The following is a 15,871-nucleotide window of genomic DNA, read 5'->3' as shown; positions in this document are numbered from 1 at the left end:
TCGTTAAAGTCGAGTTGTTTTCGGCAACGACGAAATGGCTTTCGCCTGATATATCAGGCAGGTAGGAAACTCTCGCCGGGGCCCAAGGTGAAGGAAGTGTTGCCCTTCGTAGAGAACGCGGAAAAATCGGCGCGTTTTTTCGAAAACATCGCGCGTCTGAACGCGCGATGTTTCAGATGTCGTCAGCCCGAGGTCGAGGACAAGAGCGGCGACCATGCCGGGTCCGAGGCGAAGCCCGGCGTCGGCACCTTCAATTCGTTGCGGCCGGAGATGTCGACCGAGTACAGCGACGGCCCGCCGTTGCCGCCGGGATCGCGGAAGAACATCAGCACGCGGCCGTTCGGCGAGAAGGTCGGGCCTTCATTGTGGAAGCCGGAGGTGAGCAGCCGCTCGCCCGAGCCGTCGGGCTTCATGACGCCGATCGCGAACTGACCGCCGCCCTGCCGGGTGAAGGCGATGTAATCGCCCTTCGGCGACCACACCGGGGTGGAGTAGCTGGCGTTGGTGTCATCCTTGGAGAAGGAGATGCGCTGCGCCTGTCCGCCACCCGCACTCATCACGTAGATCTGCGACCTGCCGCCACGATCGGACTCGAAGCAGATCCGGCTGCCATCGGGCGAATAGGACGGCGAGGTGTCGATCGCCGGCGTGTCGGTGAGACGCGTGGTCGAGCGCGAGCGCAGATCCATCACGAACAGGTTGGAATTGCCGCCCTGCTGCAGGCTCATGATGACGCGCTGGCCGTCCGGCGAGAAGCGCGGCGCAAAGGTCATGCCGGGGAAATTGCCGACGATCTCGCGCTGGCCGGTCTCGATGTTGTAGAGATAGACCTTCGGATCACCCTGGCCGAACTCCATGTAGGTGATCTCTTGCGAGTTCGGCGAGAAGCGCGGCGTCAGCACGAGGTCGGAGCCGCGGGTCAGATAGCGCACATTGGCGCCGTCCTGATCCATGATCGCGAGCCGCTTGACGCGGCGCTCCTTCGGCCCGGTCTCGTCCACGAACACGACGCGGCTGTCGAAATAGCCCTTCTCGCCGGTCATGCGCTCGTAGATCTGGTCGGAGATGATGTGGGCGATGCGGCGCCAATATTCCGGCGAGGTGAAATATTGCTGGCCGGCGAGCTGCTGGCCGGAGATGACGTCCCACAGACGGAATTCGGCCTTGAGACGGCCGTCCGGCTGCCGCGTCATGCGGCCGGTGACGAGCGCCTGCGCGTTGAGGGTCTTCCAGTTCTGGAATTGCGGCGCGACGTCCATGTTGCTGATGCGCTCGATGAAGGCGGCCTGGTCGATCGGCGCGAACAGGCCCGAGCGCTTCAGATTGTTGGTGATGACCTGCGTGACGCCGTTGCCGACGTCGCCGTCGGACGGCGAGCCCGGCAGGAAGCTGGTGATCGCGATCGGGATCGGCTGGAATGCCGTGGGATCGATGCGCAGGCGCCCCTCCTGCCCTTGAGCGAAGGCGCGTCCGCTCCCGAGCATCGCGAGCGTCGATCCGGTCAGGGTCATGAAGCGGCGGCGGTTCATCGAGCTCACGTCATTCATCGCAAAATTCTTTTGTTCGGATGTCACAACATATCTTTCAGGCCGAAAGTCATCGGAATGAGCTTCCAGCTCTCGTACTGCTGCTTCGGCATGAAGGAATAGACCTGGCACTGCACGATGGCACGCTTGGCGCTCTCCGCCACCGCCTGTGCGATCGACCGCGACGGTCCACGCACTGCGACGACGATCGGCTCGGAGGCGAGCGATCCGTCGATCTTCATGGGAATGTCGATGTCAGCCTCGTACTGATCGGCATCCTGCCCGTTATAGGTGGGGGTGAAGCAGCGCTTGACGGCGCCCTGGAATGCACCGCGCCAGGTCGCGACGTTGTTGGCGGCCGTCCCGGTCGCCGCCCCCAGCGATGCCGACGCGTTCAGCGTCGACCCGGCGAGCTCGTGCCGGGTCGCGGCGCGCTTGTCGAGGTCGCGCTGGATCTGCGCGGGATCGAAGGTGCGCTCCTTGGGCTTGGGCTGCTGCTGCGGCTGCACCGCCGCGACCTTCTGCTCCACGGGCTTCGGCGGCGGCTTCTTGGTCTCCATCTTCTTCTGCAACTCGGCGATCGGATCTTCCTTGGCCGGATCAGGCTTCTTGTCCTGCGGCTTCGGCTCTTCCTTCGGCTTGGCCTCGGCGACGGGCTTGGGCGGCTCCGGCTTCTTCTCGACCGGCTTCTCGACGGGCTTCGGCGGCGGCTCCGGCTGCGAGTTGGTCTTGATCAGCTCTTTCTTCTCGGTGACCTTGCCGACGGCGTCTTCCTCGGGCTTGGGTTCGGCGATCTTCTCGACCTTGGGTTTCGGCTCTTCCTTCTTGCCGGTCTTCTGCCCCGCCATCATCTTGGCGAGCTGATCGGTGGAGATGATGTCGACCGGAAGCGACTCCTCCGGCGCGATGTAGGCCTTGCTGCTGAAGGTGACGAGCCCCCATCCCAGCACGAGGACATGCAGGGCAATCGACGCAACGAGTGTCTTGTCGACGTTCACCTTCACGGCCTCAAGACCCCTGATCCGCTTCCGTGACGAGCGCCAGCTTCTTGAATCCGGCGCCCGAGAGCTGGCCCATCACCTTGGCGACGGTGCCGTAATCCGCCTTCTTGTCGGCGCGCAGATAGATGCGCTCCTCGAGGCCGCCGCGCGCATCGGTGATCGCCTTCAGCTTCGGGATCAGCTCATTCAGCGCAATCTCGGTATCGTTGATGAACACCTTGCCCTTGATGTCGACCGACATCTGGATCGGCTTCTGGTCGTTGTTTTCGAGGCTCTTGGCATTGGTCTGGGGCAGGTCGAGCGGCACGCCGACCGTCAACATCGGCGCCGACACCATGAAGATGATGAGCAGCACCAGCATGACGTCGACCATCGGCGTGACGTTGATCTCGGCCACGACCGGCTTGCGCCGGCCGCGGCGCCCGCCGCCGCCGGACGAACTCGCAACGTTCATGGCCATGATCGCGTGCCCAAATTGCCCTTCACACTATACATGCCGTCGTTCAGCCCCGCTCGTCGATCTGACGGGACAAGATGGCTGAAAATTCATCAGCAAAGCCCTCGAGCCGCTGGGCCTGCCGGTTCACCTCGGAGGTGAACTTATTGTAGAAAATAGTGGCAGGAATGGCGGCGATGAGGCCGACGGCGGTCGCAAACAGCGCCTCGGCGATGCCGGGGGCGACCACCGCCAGAGAGGTATTTTTCGACGCCGCGATCGACTGGAAGCTCGACATGATGCCCCAGACCGTGCCGAACAGGCCGACGAAGGGGCCGGCGGAGCCGACGGTCGCGAGCACCAAGAGGCGCCGTTCCAGCCGCTCCACCTCGCGCGCGATCGAGACGTTCATCACCTTGTCGATGCGCATCTGAAGCCCTGCGACCGAGCGGGCATGGCTCTCGAACGAGCGCTTCCACTCGCGCATCGCCGCCACGAAGCAGGCCGCCATGGAATGCGTCGGCTTGGCCGACAGCGTGCGATAGAGCTCCTCGATCGACTCGCCGGACCAGAACGCCTGCTCGAAACGGTCCATCGAGCGGCGGGTGCGCGCGTAAAGAAAGATCTTGTCGATGGCGATCGCCCAGACCCAGACCGAGCAGGCCAGAAGCCCCAGCATCACCGCCTTCACGATCCAGTGAGCCTGCCAGAACAGCGCAATCAGCGACACGTCGGCGGCGGCAGCAACCGGAAGGGCTGACTGAGCCAATTCGGCCGGATTCATAAGCAGTATCCTCTCAAGGCGATCGTTACCTAATGTCCTTCGGCCAGCAAATCTCGGCCGGTGTTCCCCAACAGCCGCGCTGGACCCGCGCGGCGGGCAAGCCCGCTCAAAGCCTTGTTTTTCTGGGGTGCAGGGCTAGTCCAAAGCCGGCCGCCTGCATTCCCCGCCAAGATGTCAAAACTAAGGGGCCTTGACCCCAGGCCTTGACGTCGGGCTCCGGGCACGCCTGTCCAGCCTTACCAGAGCCCGCCGATGGTTAATGCGGGGTTACCGGCGGCGCATTTGGCTGCGGGAAACCTAGGCCGTGCAGGGGGATCGGCACGGGTTCCGCGTACATGGTGCGGCCGGAGGAACCAGCTTTCTCGCCAAAAATTGTCCGGAAAATCACTTTCAGCGAGGTCTTGCCATGTCCATCAACCCCAAGACGACCGCCGCCATCGGCGATCACCCGCTCCACCCCATGCTCATCCCGTTCCCGGTCGCGTTCCTGGTCGGCGCGCCCATCGCCGATCTGGCCTTCATCGGAACCGGTGACAGTTTCTGGGCGCGCGCCGCGATGTGGCTGATCGGCGCCGGCATCGTCATGGCGCTGGTTGCCGCCGCAGCCGGCTTCACCGACTTCTTCAGCGAGCCCCGCATCCGCCGCCTGAACGATGCCTGGTATCACATGGTCGGCAATCTCGCCGCGGTCGTGCTGGCCCTGGTCAATTTCTATCTCCGCTACGCCCAAGGCGCGGAGGCTGCGATCAAACCGTGGGGCGTCGTGCTCTCCCTGGTCGTGGTCGGCATCCTCCTGTTCACCGGATGGAAGGGCTGGGAGATGGTCTACCGCCACCACGTCGCGGTGCTGGATGCGCCGGGCCAGACCAGCTCGGAGCCGGTCAACCCGCATCACGGCGGCGAACATCGCCGCGCCGCGTAAGCGAGGGCCCTCAGGCGGCCGATGCTGCCTCGGGGCAGTTGGTCAATCGCGCGGGATTGCCGACCGCGGTGCAGCCGGCGGGGATATCGCGCGTCACGACGGTGCCGGCGCCGATCTTGGCAAAATCGCCAATAGCGATGTCGCCGAGAATGGTCGCGCCCGATCCGATGAAGACGCCGCGGCCGACCCGCGGCGAGCGTGTCGGCAGCTCGCTGCGACGGCCGATGCTGACGTTCTGCAGGATGGTGACCTCGTCGCCGATGACGACGTTGGCGCCGATCACGATGCCCGTGGCGTGGTCGAGATAGACCGCCGATCCGATGCTGGCGGCCGGATGAATGCTCACCTGCAAGACATTCGACGCCTCGTTCTGAAACAGCAGCGCCGCATCGATTTGGCCACGATGCCACAGCCAGTGCGAGACGCGCCAGGCTTGCAGCGCGACGTAGCCCTTGTAGTGCAGCAAGGGCGGCAGCAGCTCGGCGATGGCGGGATCGCGAGATGCGATGGCCTGCAAGTCGCGGCTGGCGGTCTCGATCAGGTCCGGCTCGCCGTGAAAGGCGTCGCGGGCAAAGGATGCGAAGCGCGCGCGTTCGGCGGCATTGCTGCCGAGGCGCTGGCCGATCAGATCGGATAGGGCTGCGGCAAAATTATCATGAGCGAGAATGGCGCCGGCGAGCGCCTTGCCGAACACGGGATCGGCAGCGGCCGCGCGCTGCGCCTCGCTGCGAAGTCTCCGCCAGAGGCTGTCGCTCGCCATCGTCGCAGCTTCCGCCATTGCCGCCTCCGGTATTCTTGCGCGTCCTACTCAGGTGCCGAATATAGGACGTGGCTGGCCCCCGCGCCACGGCGCACGCGTGGCCCCCAAACAGCATGCCGCAGCTCCCCGTGAGGCTACGAGCTTGCATGCCAGGCACCCGCGACCATATAGTTCGCTTGCTATTCGGCCGGCGCTGCGTTGGCCGGGGATGTACACGCAGAGCATCTCAAGCCCCCGCGGTGGTCCGCCATCCGCGGGTTTTTCGCACCCGACGTCCTGCGCGGCCGATGCGAATACCCGATCCCCCTCACCCAAGGTCACGCCAAGACATGTCGCCCAACGCGCTCGCCGACGACCACCATGACGACGTCATGTACCCCTCCGCCATACCGTTCGTGCTGGTCCATCTCGGCTGCTTCGCGGCCATCTGGTCGGGCGTCACCTGGCAGGCCGTCGCGATCTGCGGTTCGTTGTACGTCGTGCGCATGTTTGCAATCGGGGCAGGTTACCACCGCTATTTCTCTCATCGGGCCTTTGCGACAGGGCGCGCGTTTCAATTCATCCTGGCCTGTCTCGCGCAGAGCAGCGCACAGAAGAGCGTTCTGTGGTGGGCGGCCAAGCATCGGCACCATCATCTCCATTCCGATACCGAATTGGACGTGCACTCACCGCGCCAACGCGGCTTCCTGTACAGCCATGTCGGCTGGATTTTTTACCGGCAGCACGACGCGACCGACCTCGTGAAGGTCGGCGATCTCACGGTCTATCCGGAGCTGATGTGGCTGCATCGGCTGGAGCTTCTGCCGGCCGTCGTGCTTGCAGCGCTCTGCTTCCTGGTTGCGGGCTGGTCAGGTCTGATCGTCGGCTTCCTCTGGAGCACGGTGCTGGTCTATCACGCGACCTTCTGCATCAACTCGCTGGCCCATGTCCATGGACGCAAGCGCTACGTGACAGGCGACGATTCCCGCAACAACTGGCTGCTGGCCTTACTCACCCTGGGAGAGGGCTGGCATAACAATCACCACGCCTACCAGAGCAGCGTGCGACAAGGCTTTCGCTGGTGGGAGGTCGACGTGACCTATTACATCCTGAAGGTCCTGTCCTGGTTCGGCATCGTCTGGAACATGAAGGCGCCGCCCGAACTGGTGCTGCGCAACGAGCAGCAGCTCGGCGCACGGGTCATCAACAGGGCAGCCCGCCAGCTCGCCGGACAGTTCGACGCTCACGCGCTGGCGCACGCGATCTCGTCGGCGCTGCACAGGGCCGACATGGCCCAGCTGCAACTGCCGACGCTGCACGACATCTTTAATCGCGCCCACGAGAGCGTCGATGCGCTGACGCATCTGCATCTGCCGAAGATCCCGACCCGCGACGAGTTTCTCGCCGAAGCCAGGGCGATGTTCGCGCGAACGCGATCGCTCAACGAGATTGTGGACCACGCCTACGAGCATTTCCTGACGTCGGTTCGCGCGCAGCTCGCCACCGCGCGCTGACCAGGGTGACCTGCAAGGCCATCTGAACGTCGCGGCTGCCCAGCCGCACTCCCCCCAAAACCAAACCGCCCGCCTGCGGGTTGCGCAGGCGGGCGGCTCGGGGCCATCAGGACTTTGGGGGCATGCGCCTGAAGGCTTTGAGAGGTGGACTTCTTCGGATCAACCCTGCTGCTGGTCGGTCGGCGGCGGGGTCGGACGCGTCTTGTGCTGCGCCATGAACTGGTCGAACTCCTCCTTGTCCTTGGCGTGACGCAGGCGGGTCAGGAAATCCTTGAACTCGCGCTGCTCTTCCTCGAGGCGCTGCAGCGTCTCGGCGCGATATTCGTCGAAGGCGCGGTTGCCGGAGGACGGCGGGCCGAAGCCAAAGCCGAAGCCGCGGCGATCCATGCGGTCGCGCATGCGATCCATCTTGTACTGCATCTTTTCCATCTTGTTCTGCCAGCGATCCTGGTGGCTCCAGCACGACATTCTTCTGCTCCCGAGTGTGAAAAAGAGAAGGGCAAGTCCGATCGGCCACCAGATGATGAAGCCGAGAATGGTCACGGCGATCCAGCCGGGATGCCAGGGCGTATCGAGCATGCGGGGGCGCTCGTACTGTTGGTATTGGTCCGAAGGGCCGCGCCATCGATTGACATCAGCGGTGTAGGCCATTTCCCATCTCCATCACGGCAACTGCGCCGTTGTGAATGTAAATAACATTTACATAGCTAGACTATCCCGCGATTTTGTCAAGCTGGCCGCCAGACACGCCCGCGTGATTATTCGCGCAATCTTATTTCGGCTTGCCCCAGGGACCGCCGGGCGGGACGCCCGAACCGGAGGGAGCCTCCGGCGGCACCGGCGGCGGCGCGGCGCCCTTGCCCGCAGGACGGCGGTCGGTCGGGAAACCGAGGCCGCGCAGATAGATCAGCACTTCGGCCTCCAGCAGCTCGTCCGGCGACATCGGCAGCTTGCGTCGCGCGGCATCGCCCCGCGAGAACAGCGAGGCCACGCCATGCGCCATCGACCAGATGTGCAGCGCCATCATCATCGCCGGTGGTCGGGGCGTGCCGGGCGGCGTCAGCGCGGCGAGCCGCTCGGCTGCGGCTCGGATGATGTTGAAGGCGCGTTCGCTAGCCGCCTGAAGTGCGGAATTGGCATCGACCGGCACGCCAGATTCGAACATCGCATTGTAGAAGGCCGGCTCCTCGCGGGCGAAGGCGAGATAGGCCTTGCCGACGCGCTCGAACGCGGTGACCGTATCGGGCCGCCCGTCGTCCCAGGCCGCGGACAGGCGCGCCTCGAACTGCTCGAAGCCGCGCTGCGCGATCGAGGACAACAGCTCCTCGCGGTCGCGGAAATGCCGATAGGGCGCCGCCGCACTGACGCCGGCCATGCGCGCGGCATCGGCGAAGGTGAAGCCGGCCGCCCCCTTCTCGGCGATCAGCCCGAGGGCCGCCTGCAACAGGGCTTCCTTCAGATTGCCGTGGTGATAGCCGCGCTCGGCGCGGCGCTGCTCCTTGCGCCAGCTCATGTGAACGACCTTTACATGAGCCGGGCGTGAAGGTCACTAGCGGCGATGGGGCGTGATTAACCCCGTAGTCTCCGCAGTCGTTCCGAAGTGGCTCGAAGAGCCGCCCCGGAATGACGATCGCCGGAAGCTACATCTGCGGAATCGGCAGCACGGGCATGACCTCGATGGCCTCGCCCGGGAAGATCGCAAAATGCGGGTGGTTCTCGAACAGCTTTGCAGCGTCCTCCTGCGAGGCGGCGCGCACCACCGTGAAACCGGTCAGCGCGTTGCTGATCTCGGTGATGCCATTGGCGTCGATCCTGCGGGTCTTGCCGAGCGGGCCGCCCATCTCGACGATCACGGCTTTGTGCTTCTCGACCCAGCCTTGCCAGGCCGCCATGCCCTCCTGCTCCTTCGCCTTCCGTTCGGCCTCGGGCAGTGCGCGCCACGCCGCCATTTTCGATCCCGTCGTGCTGCCGAGATAGATGGCGAGGAATTTGTGTTCGGTGCTCATGGTTTTCTCCTGGGGTTGAAAGATTGGGGACATCACGCAGCGGCTGTGTCGTCTACGTCTTCAGGTCGCCAAACCCGGCGAGGATCTCCTGCACCTCGGGCGAGTAATCGGCGATCTCGTGCACCTGCCGGATTTCGACGATCTCGTTCGGCGAAGCCGGGCACTTCCTGGCCCACGCGATCGCTTCCTCGCGCGAGGCGACCTCGATCATCCAATAGCCGCCCAGGACTTCCTTGGCTTCCGCGAAGGGCCCGTCGGTCACCACAGGCTTGCCGGTCGCGAACGAGACGCGCGCGCCGGTCGACGGCGGGTGCAGCCCGTCCAGCGTGATCAGCACGCCCGCATCCTTCAGCGCCTCGTTGTAGCGCATCATCGCCGCAACGCGCTCGGGATCGAGCTGCACCTCCGGCGGCGCATTCTCGTAGCCGAGCGGGATCATCAGCATCATGAATCGCATGGGACTCCTCGCTGTCAGTCCATTCCGATATGTCCTGCGGGCGGAAACGGCTGGCCCGCGCTCCCCTCCAAGACGAACGACCTTCTGCCGGGCCGACAGCGGGACAGAAATTATTTGGAGGCCGCGGGCGCAGCCGCGTCTGGCGCATTCTGGGCCACACCGGGCTCGATCGGCACGGCGCGAGGCCTTTCATGCCGAAACGAAAGCGCAGTAAAAGGGGCCGGCGCTCTCGCACGCCCCTCCCCGACACAGGACAGATCAGCCGATGCCGCAAGCCACGCAAAAAGTCGCCCTCGTCACCGGAGCCGCCCGCGGCATCGGGCTTGCCACCGCGAAGAAGTTCCTCGCAGAAGGCTGGCGCGTGGCGCTGCTCGACATCGAGGGCGAGCTGCTCGGCCGCGCGGTTGCCGAGATCGGCCAGAGCGAGGTAACGCTGGCGCTCACCTGCGACGTTTCCGACGCGGCCGCAGTCAGCGATGCGATGACGGGGATCGAGCGGCGGTTCGGCCGGTTGGATGCGCTGGTCAACAATGCCGGCATCGCCGTGTTCGCGCCGCTGATGGAGACGTCGGAGGCCGACTGGCGCCGCGTGCTCGAGGTCAACCTCACCGGTCCGTTCCTCTGCACCAAGGCGGCCGTGCCCTTGATGCGCGACGGCAATGGCGGGGCCATCGTCAACATCACCTCGATCTCGGCCGTGCGCGCCTCGACGCTGCGCTCGGCCTACGGCACCAGCAAGGCAGGCCTTGCGCACCTTACCAAGCAGCTCGCAGTCGAGCTCGCCTCGCTCAACATCCGTGTCAACGCGGTCGCGCCGGGACCGGTCGACACCGCCATGGCCAAGCAGGTGCACACCAAGGAAATCCGCGCCGACTATCACGACGCCATTCCGCTCAACCGCTACGGCCTGGAGGAGGAACTCGCGGAAGCGATCTATTTCCTGTGCTCGGGCAGCGCGAGCTACATCACCGGCCAAATTTTGGCCGTGGACGGCGGCTTCGATGCGGCGGGTATCGGCCTGCCGACGCTGCGCGGGCAGAGGCGCAACGGGTAGAATTTGTAGGGTGGGTTAGCGCTGCGGCTGCGCGAAGCGCGGTCGCGGCGCGTAACCCACCACTTCTCACGCGGTCAGAAAGATGGTGGGTTACGCCAACGGACTGCGCTTCGCGCATCCGTCGGCTAACCCACCCGACGGAATCGAGTTCGTGGAGAGTACCATGCAACGCATCACCTTCCTCAAAACCCTGATGCTTGCATCCGCGCTGCTCGTCGCCGCGCCGGCGGCGGCCGAGATCCGGATCATCCAATCCCCGGGTGGACAGGTCGGGCCGTTCCTCGATCTGTTCGAGAAAGTGCGCGAGAGCGGCGAGCGCGTCGTGATCGACGGCCCCTGCCTGTCCGCCTGCACGCTGGTGCTGAGCATCGTGCCGGGCGAGCGCATCTGCGTCACCAAGCGCGCCGTGCTCGGCTTCCACGCCGCGCGATCGGTGGACCGGCGCGGCCGCTTCTATGCCGAACCGGAAGCATCGGTCGCGGTGCTTGCCGCCTATCCAGGCCCGGTGCGCGACTGGATCAGCCGCCGTGGCGGTCTTAGCTCGCGGCTGCTCCTGTTGAAGGGGCGCGATCTCGCCGCGATCTATCCGCGTTGCCGCTGATACAGCCGGCAGCCGCCAACCGCTTTCAAAAGAGCGTCTGGATCACCGGCACCAGCTTCGCGCTGGCGCAAATGAGCATTCCCCAGAGAGCAAAGTTGATCTGTAGCGCCGCCGCCATCGGTCGCTCCCCTTCCACGTGACGTCCATCCCAGTTTGTAGCTTTTATGACTCACCAATAGCGATTCTGACGTGCATATCACAGCCCAATATTGCGCCAATTGTTGTGCGATGCAGCCGGCGCCTCACTGCGTCCGCAAAGTGATGCGAAAGCACGACTCATATTCGGCCATGCCGGCAAGCTTGTTTTGCCTTGAGTTCCATTGAACCGATGAGGCGCGTGTCTCTCGCGCGCCGCTTATGGAGGCAAAAGCCCGGCATGATTCGACACGGCTTCATCGTGCTTACTTTTTGCACAGCGCTGATCGGCTGCGCAGAGGCGCAGGAGCGCCGCGCCATCGCATGGGATGGTCTCGGCAAGGATCCGAACCGTCCGCATGTCGCCAAGCGGCGCGTCACGACCGGCGCGCCGGCCGCAAGTGATCCCAATCAGGAGCGGGAAAAGGTGCTCGGCACATTGCGCCCATATTCCGAGGCGTGGTGGGCGGTCCAGGACGAGATTCAGGCGGAGAACGACAAGAAGCTCGGCGCCAAGCTCGTGATCTGTCCTCGCTGCGTGGAATCGTCGCCGCCGCGCGAGGACGTCACCGGATCAATCCGGTGAGAGGAGACACGGCCGATCGACTCGTGACGTAACGAAGCGTACGTCCCCTCTCTCGCAGCATTGGAGAGAGGGGATCGCAACGCGACGGATCGCGCTCGCGCCCGTCACATGCCTTCGGCCGGGCAATTCACCATCCAGGGAATGCCGAACTTGTCGACGCACATGCCAAAGCCCTTGGCCCAGAACGTCTTGCTGAAGGGCATGGTGACGCTGCCGCCGTCGGCGAGCGCGTTGAACTTGCGCTCGCCATCTCCAGGATCCTTGACGGTGAGCGAGACCGAGAAGCCCTGCGGCTTGTGAAAGTGCTCGGCCGGCGCATCGGAGGCCATCAGCACGCTGCCGTCGGGCAGCGACATGCGCGCATGCATGATCATCTTCTCGCGGCCGGGCGCGGCCGGCATCTCCGGCGGAGCATCCGATGCGCGCATCATTGCGTCGATCTTGCCGCCGAGAACCTTGGCGTAATAGTTGAATGCCGCTTCGCAATTGTCCTGGTAGAACAGATAGGGATTGAGCATCGTTTCTCTCCTCTTCGTTGCAGTCCTATTGCTTCTCGGTGAGCTTCTTCAGGCCGGCGAGGCCCGCCTCGAAATCCTTGCCGATCATGCCGTCCATGTTGATGAACACCTGCATGACCTTGGACAGGAACGGGGCCGGACCGTACATCGCCCATGTGACGAGTGTGGCATCGCCTTGCGGCACAAAGGTGAACTCGGCGGTGTTGTGGCCTTCGAACGGCCGCTCGAAATCGAGCTTGATGCGGAGCTTGGAGGGCCCGTTCGCCTCCAGGATCTCCATATGGCCGGCGCCGACATTGTTGTTGCCGTCCCAGGCATAGGTCGCGCCCTTGCCTGCCGCGGTTCCGCCGAACGTCCGCTTCATGGCGGGATCGCGGGTCTCATAGGGCGACCAGGCGGTCCAGCGATGGAAGTCGGCAACCAGCGGATAGATCGCAGTGGCCGGCGCCTTCACGGCGAGCGCGCGCTCGACACGGAGCGTATCGGGTTTGGTCAGGGCAAAGACGAGGACCGCGGCAATGCCGACGGCGAGAACGATGGCGATGACGGCAATGGCTTTCAGCATGAGGGCTCTCCTGGATACGGGATTAAGACGAAGGAGAACGGCTGGGGCCGACAAGACGGAAACGGAATTATTTCAGCGTCATTCCGGGGCACCCGAAGGGTGAAACCGGAATCTCGAGATTCCGGGTTCGATGCTTCGCATCGCCCCGGAATGACGGTTTAGGGGCACCTGCCCTACTTCGTCTTCGCGCTTTCCTTTGCCCTCGGCTGGCTGTCCCGGATCAGGCGATCGAGATGCATGCGGATGTGGGCGGCTTCGGCCGAGGTGTTGGCGAGCGCAATGGCGCGGTCGAAGGCGATTCGGGCTTCGTCGTTGCGGCCGAGCTGCATCAGGAAGGCGCCGCGCACGCCGTAGAAATGGAAATAGTTGGCGAGCTTCGGCGCCAGCGGCTCGATCAGTTCGAGCGCGGCCTGCGGCCCGCGCACCTTGGAGACCGCGACCGCCCGGTTGAGCGTGACCACCGGCGAGGGCTGCACCACTTCGAGCGCGCCGTAGAGCAGGTCGATCTCCGTCCAGTCGGTCTCCTCCGGCGTCGCTGCGCGCGCATGCAGCGCGGCGATCGCGGCCTGGATCTGGTAGGGCCCGCTGCGGCGGTGGCGCATCGCCTTGTCGATCAGCGCGAGGCCCTCCGCAATCATGGTGCCGTTCCACAAGGACCGATCCTGATCGTCCAGCAGGATCAGCGAACCGTCCGCGGCAAAGCGCGCGGCGCTGCGCGCGTGCTGCAACAGGATCAGCGCGGTCAGGCCCATGATCTCCGGCTCGCTCGGAAACAGCCGCAGCAGCAGCCGCGCCAGCCGGGTCGCCTCCTCGCACAGCGGCTTCCTGATTTCGGCTGTGTCGCCGCTCGCCGAATAGCCTTCGTTGAAGATCAGGTAGATCATCGCGGCGACGCCGGCGAGCCGTTCGGAGCGCTCGACCGCGCCGGGCGCCTCGAACGGTGTCCCGGCCTCGGCGACCTTTGCCTTGGCGCGCGTGATGCGCTGCTCCATCGCCGCTTCCGAGACCAGGAACGCGCGTGCGATCTGCTTTACCGTGAGGCCCGAGACGATGCGCAACGCCAGCGCGATCTGCTGCGTCGCCGGCAGTCCTGGATGGCAGCAGATGAACATCAGCCGCAAGATGTCGTCGCGATATTGCGAGCCGTCGAGCCGCTCGGCGAGCGCGCCTTCGGCGTCGTCGAGATCGGAGATCGCCTGGTCGTCCTCCGGCAGCGGCTGCTGCCTGCGCGCGCGTCGCACTTCGTCGATCGCAACGTTGCGGCCGACCATGATCAGCCAGGCCGCGGGATCGCGCGGAGGCCCGTTCTGCGGCCAGGTCTTCAGCGCGCGCAGGCAGGCGTTCTGAAAGGCCTCCTCTGCGGTGTCGAGATCGCGGAAATAGCGCAGCAGCGCGCCGACCGCCTGGGGTCGCGCCGAGGTCAGCGCAGTCTCGATCCAGGCGGTATCGGCCTCGCTCACGTCAGGTTTCCTCCGGGCCGGAACACGCCGACGGGACGCACCTCGTAGGCGCCGCCGGGGTTGGCGGCAGCCAGCTCGCGTGCGACGTCGAGGGCGTCGTCGAGGTTCTTGCAGTCGACGATGTAGAAGCCGAGCAGCTGCTCCTTGGTCTCGGCATAGGGGCCGTCGAGCACCAGCGGCGGGTCCTCTTTGCGCAGGGTCGCCGCCGCAGTCGTCGGCAACAGCCGCGCCACCGGCCCGAGCCGGCCCTGCTTGGTGAGCTTCTCCTGCACCACGGCGAGCTTCTTCATCACGACCTCGTCCTGGTCCTTGCTCCAGGAGCCGACGAAATCCTCATCGTGATAGCAAAGAATGGCGTAAAGCATGGCCGGCACTTCCCTCGTCTGTTCTGAAGACGCGCCAATATGCCCCGCGCCGACAGCGCTGCGGAAAAAAATTGCAAGAAAAATCCGGCAGATCGTGCCAAGGAGGGCTTTCTCGAGCGGAACCTGAAGAGGCACTTCGAATGACCATGGGCACACTGGCCGTCCTGATCAACAGCACGCAGCAGAACTGGCTGCCGGAGCGCTGGAAAGCCCGGTTTGACGCCGTCTGCGGGGACCGCCGCGTGGTGCTGCTGCCGGACGCCGGGCTCGATCCGGCGGAGGTGCATTATGCGGCGGTGTGGAAGCCGGTGCCGGGCGATCTCGGTGCGTTCCCAAATCTGCGGGCGATCTTCAACCTCGGGGCGGGCGTCGACGCGCTGATGGCCGACAAGAGCCTGCCCGAGGTGCCACTGGTGCGCGTCGCCGTGCCCGATCTCACCAACCGCATGACCGAATATGTCGTGCTGCACGTTCTGATGCATCACCGCCAGGAGCTTTACCTCCGACAATCGCAGCGCGAGAAGCGCTGGGAGCCCAGATATCAGTGGCCGGCCAGCGCGATCACGGTCGGCGTCATGGGACTGGGCACGTTGGGAGCCGACGCGGCCGACGTGCTGCGGCGGCTCGGCTTCCGCGTCGCCGGCTGGAGCCGCAGCCCGCGCACGATCGACGGCGTCGAATGCTTCCATGGCACGGCCGGCATGGACGCATTCCTGCGCGCGACCAATATCCTGGTCAGCCTGCTGCCGCTGACATCCGACACGCACGGCATCCTCAACCGTGACGTCTTCGCAAAGCTCAACCGCAGCAGTCCGCTCGGCGCGCCGGTGCTGATCAATGCCGGCCGCGGCGGCCTGCAGAACGAGGCCGATATTCTCGCCTGCCTCGACAACGACACGCTGGGTGCCGCCTCGCTCGACGTCTTCGTGCAGGAGCCGCAGCCAAAGGACAGCCGGTTCTGGACCCACCCCAAGGTGGTGTTGACGCCGCACAATGCCGCCGACACCGACGCGGATGCGATCTCGGCCTATGTCGCCGAGCAGATCGCGCGGTTCGAGGCGGGCGGGAAGCTGGAGAACGTGGTGGACCGCGCAAGGGGCTATTGAGACCGGCTGAGAGTCGCACGGCTCCGGCATGCCGTTCACCGTCTCTTAGCGAGAAGTTGATAGGCCTCGTTAATCAACGCTCAAACAACGAGTCGG

At 64.9% G+C, this 15,871-nt stretch carries 19 protein-coding genes; 6 read left to right on the top strand and 13 right to left on the bottom strand.

Annotated features, from left to right (window positions below):
* Positions 1–182: 182 nt before the first annotated feature.
* From tolB to tolQ, 4 genes are read right to left on the bottom strand one after another with little or no spacing between them, the layout of a single operon-like run.
* Positions 183–1,529 carry a Tol-Pal system beta propeller repeat protein TolB gene (tolB, locus tag ACNJYD_RS06940; protein ID WP_172785222.1) on the bottom strand — a complete coding sequence of 449 codons (1,347 nt, stop codon included), beginning with the start codon at positions 1,527–1,529 and terminating at the stop codon, positions 183–185.
* 41 nt (positions 1,530–1,570) lie between these two features.
* A complete protein-coding gene (locus ACNJYD_RS06935; RefSeq protein ID WP_172784780.1) occupies positions 1,571–2,530 on the bottom strand; it encodes a protein TolA in 960 nt (319 codons plus the stop codon).
* A gap of 4 nt (positions 2,531–2,534) precedes the next feature.
* Positions 2,535–2,987, bottom strand: coding sequence for a protein TolR (gene tolR / locus ACNJYD_RS06930; RefSeq protein ID WP_172784781.1), 453 nt, complete (start codon positions 2,985–2,987; stop codon positions 2,535–2,537).
* A gap of 43 nt (positions 2,988–3,030) precedes the next feature.
* Positions 3,031–3,747, bottom strand: coding sequence for a protein TolQ (gene tolQ, locus ACNJYD_RS06925; protein ID WP_212254256.1), 717 nt, complete (start codon positions 3,745–3,747; stop codon positions 3,031–3,033).
* 406 nt (positions 3,748–4,153) lie between these two features.
* Here tolQ and ACNJYD_RS06920 point away from each other — a divergent pair, with 406 nt between their 5' ends.
* On the top strand, positions 4,154–4,669 hold the full coding sequence (locus ACNJYD_RS06920) for a DUF2231 domain-containing protein (protein ID WP_439365735.1): 516 nt from the start codon (positions 4,154–4,156) through the stop codon (positions 4,667–4,669).
* Between the two features lie 10 nt (positions 4,670–4,679).
* Here the strand turns inward: ACNJYD_RS06920 and ACNJYD_RS06915 are convergent, their stop codons facing one another.
* On the bottom strand, positions 4,680–5,447 hold the full coding sequence (locus ACNJYD_RS06915; RefSeq protein WP_212254254.1) for a serine O-acetyltransferase: 768 nt from the start codon (positions 5,445–5,447) through the stop codon (positions 4,680–4,682).
* Between the two features lie 311 nt (positions 5,448–5,758).
* Here ACNJYD_RS06915 and ACNJYD_RS06910 point away from each other — a divergent pair, with 311 nt between their 5' ends.
* A complete protein-coding gene (locus ACNJYD_RS06910; RefSeq protein ID WP_172784785.1) occupies positions 5,759–6,922 on the top strand; it encodes an acyl-CoA desaturase in 1,164 nt (387 codons plus the stop codon).
* A 159-nt stretch (positions 6,923–7,081) separates the two neighbouring features.
* Here ACNJYD_RS06910 and ACNJYD_RS06905 read toward each other — a convergent pair whose 3' ends face one another.
* From ACNJYD_RS06905 to ACNJYD_RS06890, 4 genes are all read right to left on the bottom strand, one after another.
* Positions 7,082–7,573 (bottom strand): DUF2852 domain-containing protein, encoded by a 492-nt coding sequence (locus ACNJYD_RS06905; protein WP_172784786.1) that lies wholly within the window; start codon positions 7,571–7,573, stop codon positions 7,082–7,084.
* 121 nt (positions 7,574–7,694) lie between these two features.
* Positions 7,695–8,435, bottom strand: coding sequence for a TetR/AcrR family transcriptional regulator (locus ACNJYD_RS06900; protein ID WP_212254253.1), 741 nt, complete (start codon positions 8,433–8,435; stop codon positions 7,695–7,697).
* Between the two features lie 127 nt (positions 8,436–8,562).
* Positions 8,563–8,928 (bottom strand): YciI family protein, encoded by a 366-nt coding sequence (locus ACNJYD_RS06895; RefSeq protein WP_172784788.1) that lies wholly within the window; start codon positions 8,926–8,928, stop codon positions 8,563–8,565.
* Positions 8,929–8,980: 52 nt separating this feature from the next.
* Complete coding sequence (locus tag ACNJYD_RS06890; protein ID WP_172784789.1) at positions 8,981–9,385, bottom strand: YciI family protein; 405 nt, start codon at positions 9,383–9,385, stop codon at positions 8,981–8,983.
* A 265-nt stretch (positions 9,386–9,650) separates the two neighbouring features.
* Between ACNJYD_RS06890 and ACNJYD_RS06885 the strand changes: the two genes are divergently transcribed.
* From ACNJYD_RS06885 to ACNJYD_RS06875, 3 genes are all read left to right on the top strand, one after another.
* A complete protein-coding gene (locus ACNJYD_RS06885; protein WP_212254252.1) occupies positions 9,651–10,439 on the top strand; it encodes an SDR family NAD(P)-dependent oxidoreductase in 789 nt (262 codons plus the stop codon).
* A gap of 163 nt (positions 10,440–10,602) precedes the next feature.
* Positions 10,603–11,040, top strand: coding sequence for a hypothetical protein (locus ACNJYD_RS06880; RefSeq protein WP_172784791.1), 438 nt, complete (start codon positions 10,603–10,605; stop codon positions 11,038–11,040).
* A gap of 376 nt (positions 11,041–11,416) precedes the next feature.
* The gene (locus tag ACNJYD_RS06875; RefSeq protein WP_212254251.1) at positions 11,417–11,761 is read left to right on the top strand and encodes a hypothetical protein; all 345 of its coding nucleotides are present in this window, start codon (positions 11,417–11,419) and stop codon (positions 11,759–11,761) included.
* A gap of 104 nt (positions 11,762–11,865) precedes the next feature.
* Here ACNJYD_RS06875 and ACNJYD_RS06870 read toward each other — a convergent pair whose 3' ends face one another.
* From ACNJYD_RS06870 to ACNJYD_RS06855, 4 genes are all read right to left on the bottom strand, one after another.
* A complete protein-coding gene (locus ACNJYD_RS06870; protein ID WP_212254250.1) occupies positions 11,866–12,279 on the bottom strand; it encodes a VOC family protein in 414 nt (137 codons plus the stop codon).
* 25 nt (positions 12,280–12,304) lie between these two features.
* Entirely contained in the window at positions 12,305–12,844 is a 540-nt protein-coding gene (locus tag ACNJYD_RS06865) for an SRPBCC family protein (RefSeq protein ID WP_212254249.1), read from the bottom strand.
* Positions 12,845–13,017: 173 nt separating this feature from the next.
* Positions 13,018–14,304 (bottom strand): RNA polymerase sigma factor, encoded by a 1,287-nt coding sequence (locus ACNJYD_RS06860; RefSeq protein WP_439365734.1) that lies wholly within the window; start codon positions 14,302–14,304, stop codon positions 13,018–13,020.
* Positions 14,301–14,669 (bottom strand): YciI family protein, encoded by a 369-nt coding sequence (locus tag ACNJYD_RS06855; protein WP_439365733.1) that lies wholly within the window; start codon positions 14,667–14,669, stop codon positions 14,301–14,303. Before ACNJYD_RS06855 ends, ACNJYD_RS06860 begins: the two co-directional genes overlap by 4 nt.
* A 140-nt stretch (positions 14,670–14,809) precedes the next feature.
* Here ACNJYD_RS06855 and ACNJYD_RS06850 point away from each other — a divergent pair, with 140 nt between their 5' ends.
* Complete coding sequence (locus ACNJYD_RS06850) at positions 14,810–15,775, top strand: 2-hydroxyacid dehydrogenase (protein WP_439365732.1); 966 nt, start codon at positions 14,810–14,812, stop codon at positions 15,773–15,775.
* The last annotated feature ends 96 nt before the right edge of the window (positions 15,776–15,871 follow it).

The organism is Bradyrhizobium sp. SPXBL-02, from assembly GCF_051853065.1.
GTDB lineage: Bacteria > Pseudomonadota > Alphaproteobacteria > Rhizobiales > Xanthobacteraceae > Bradyrhizobium.
Note: the sequence above shows the minus strand (reverse complement) of the source record. Positions and strands in the feature narration are given on the sequence as shown.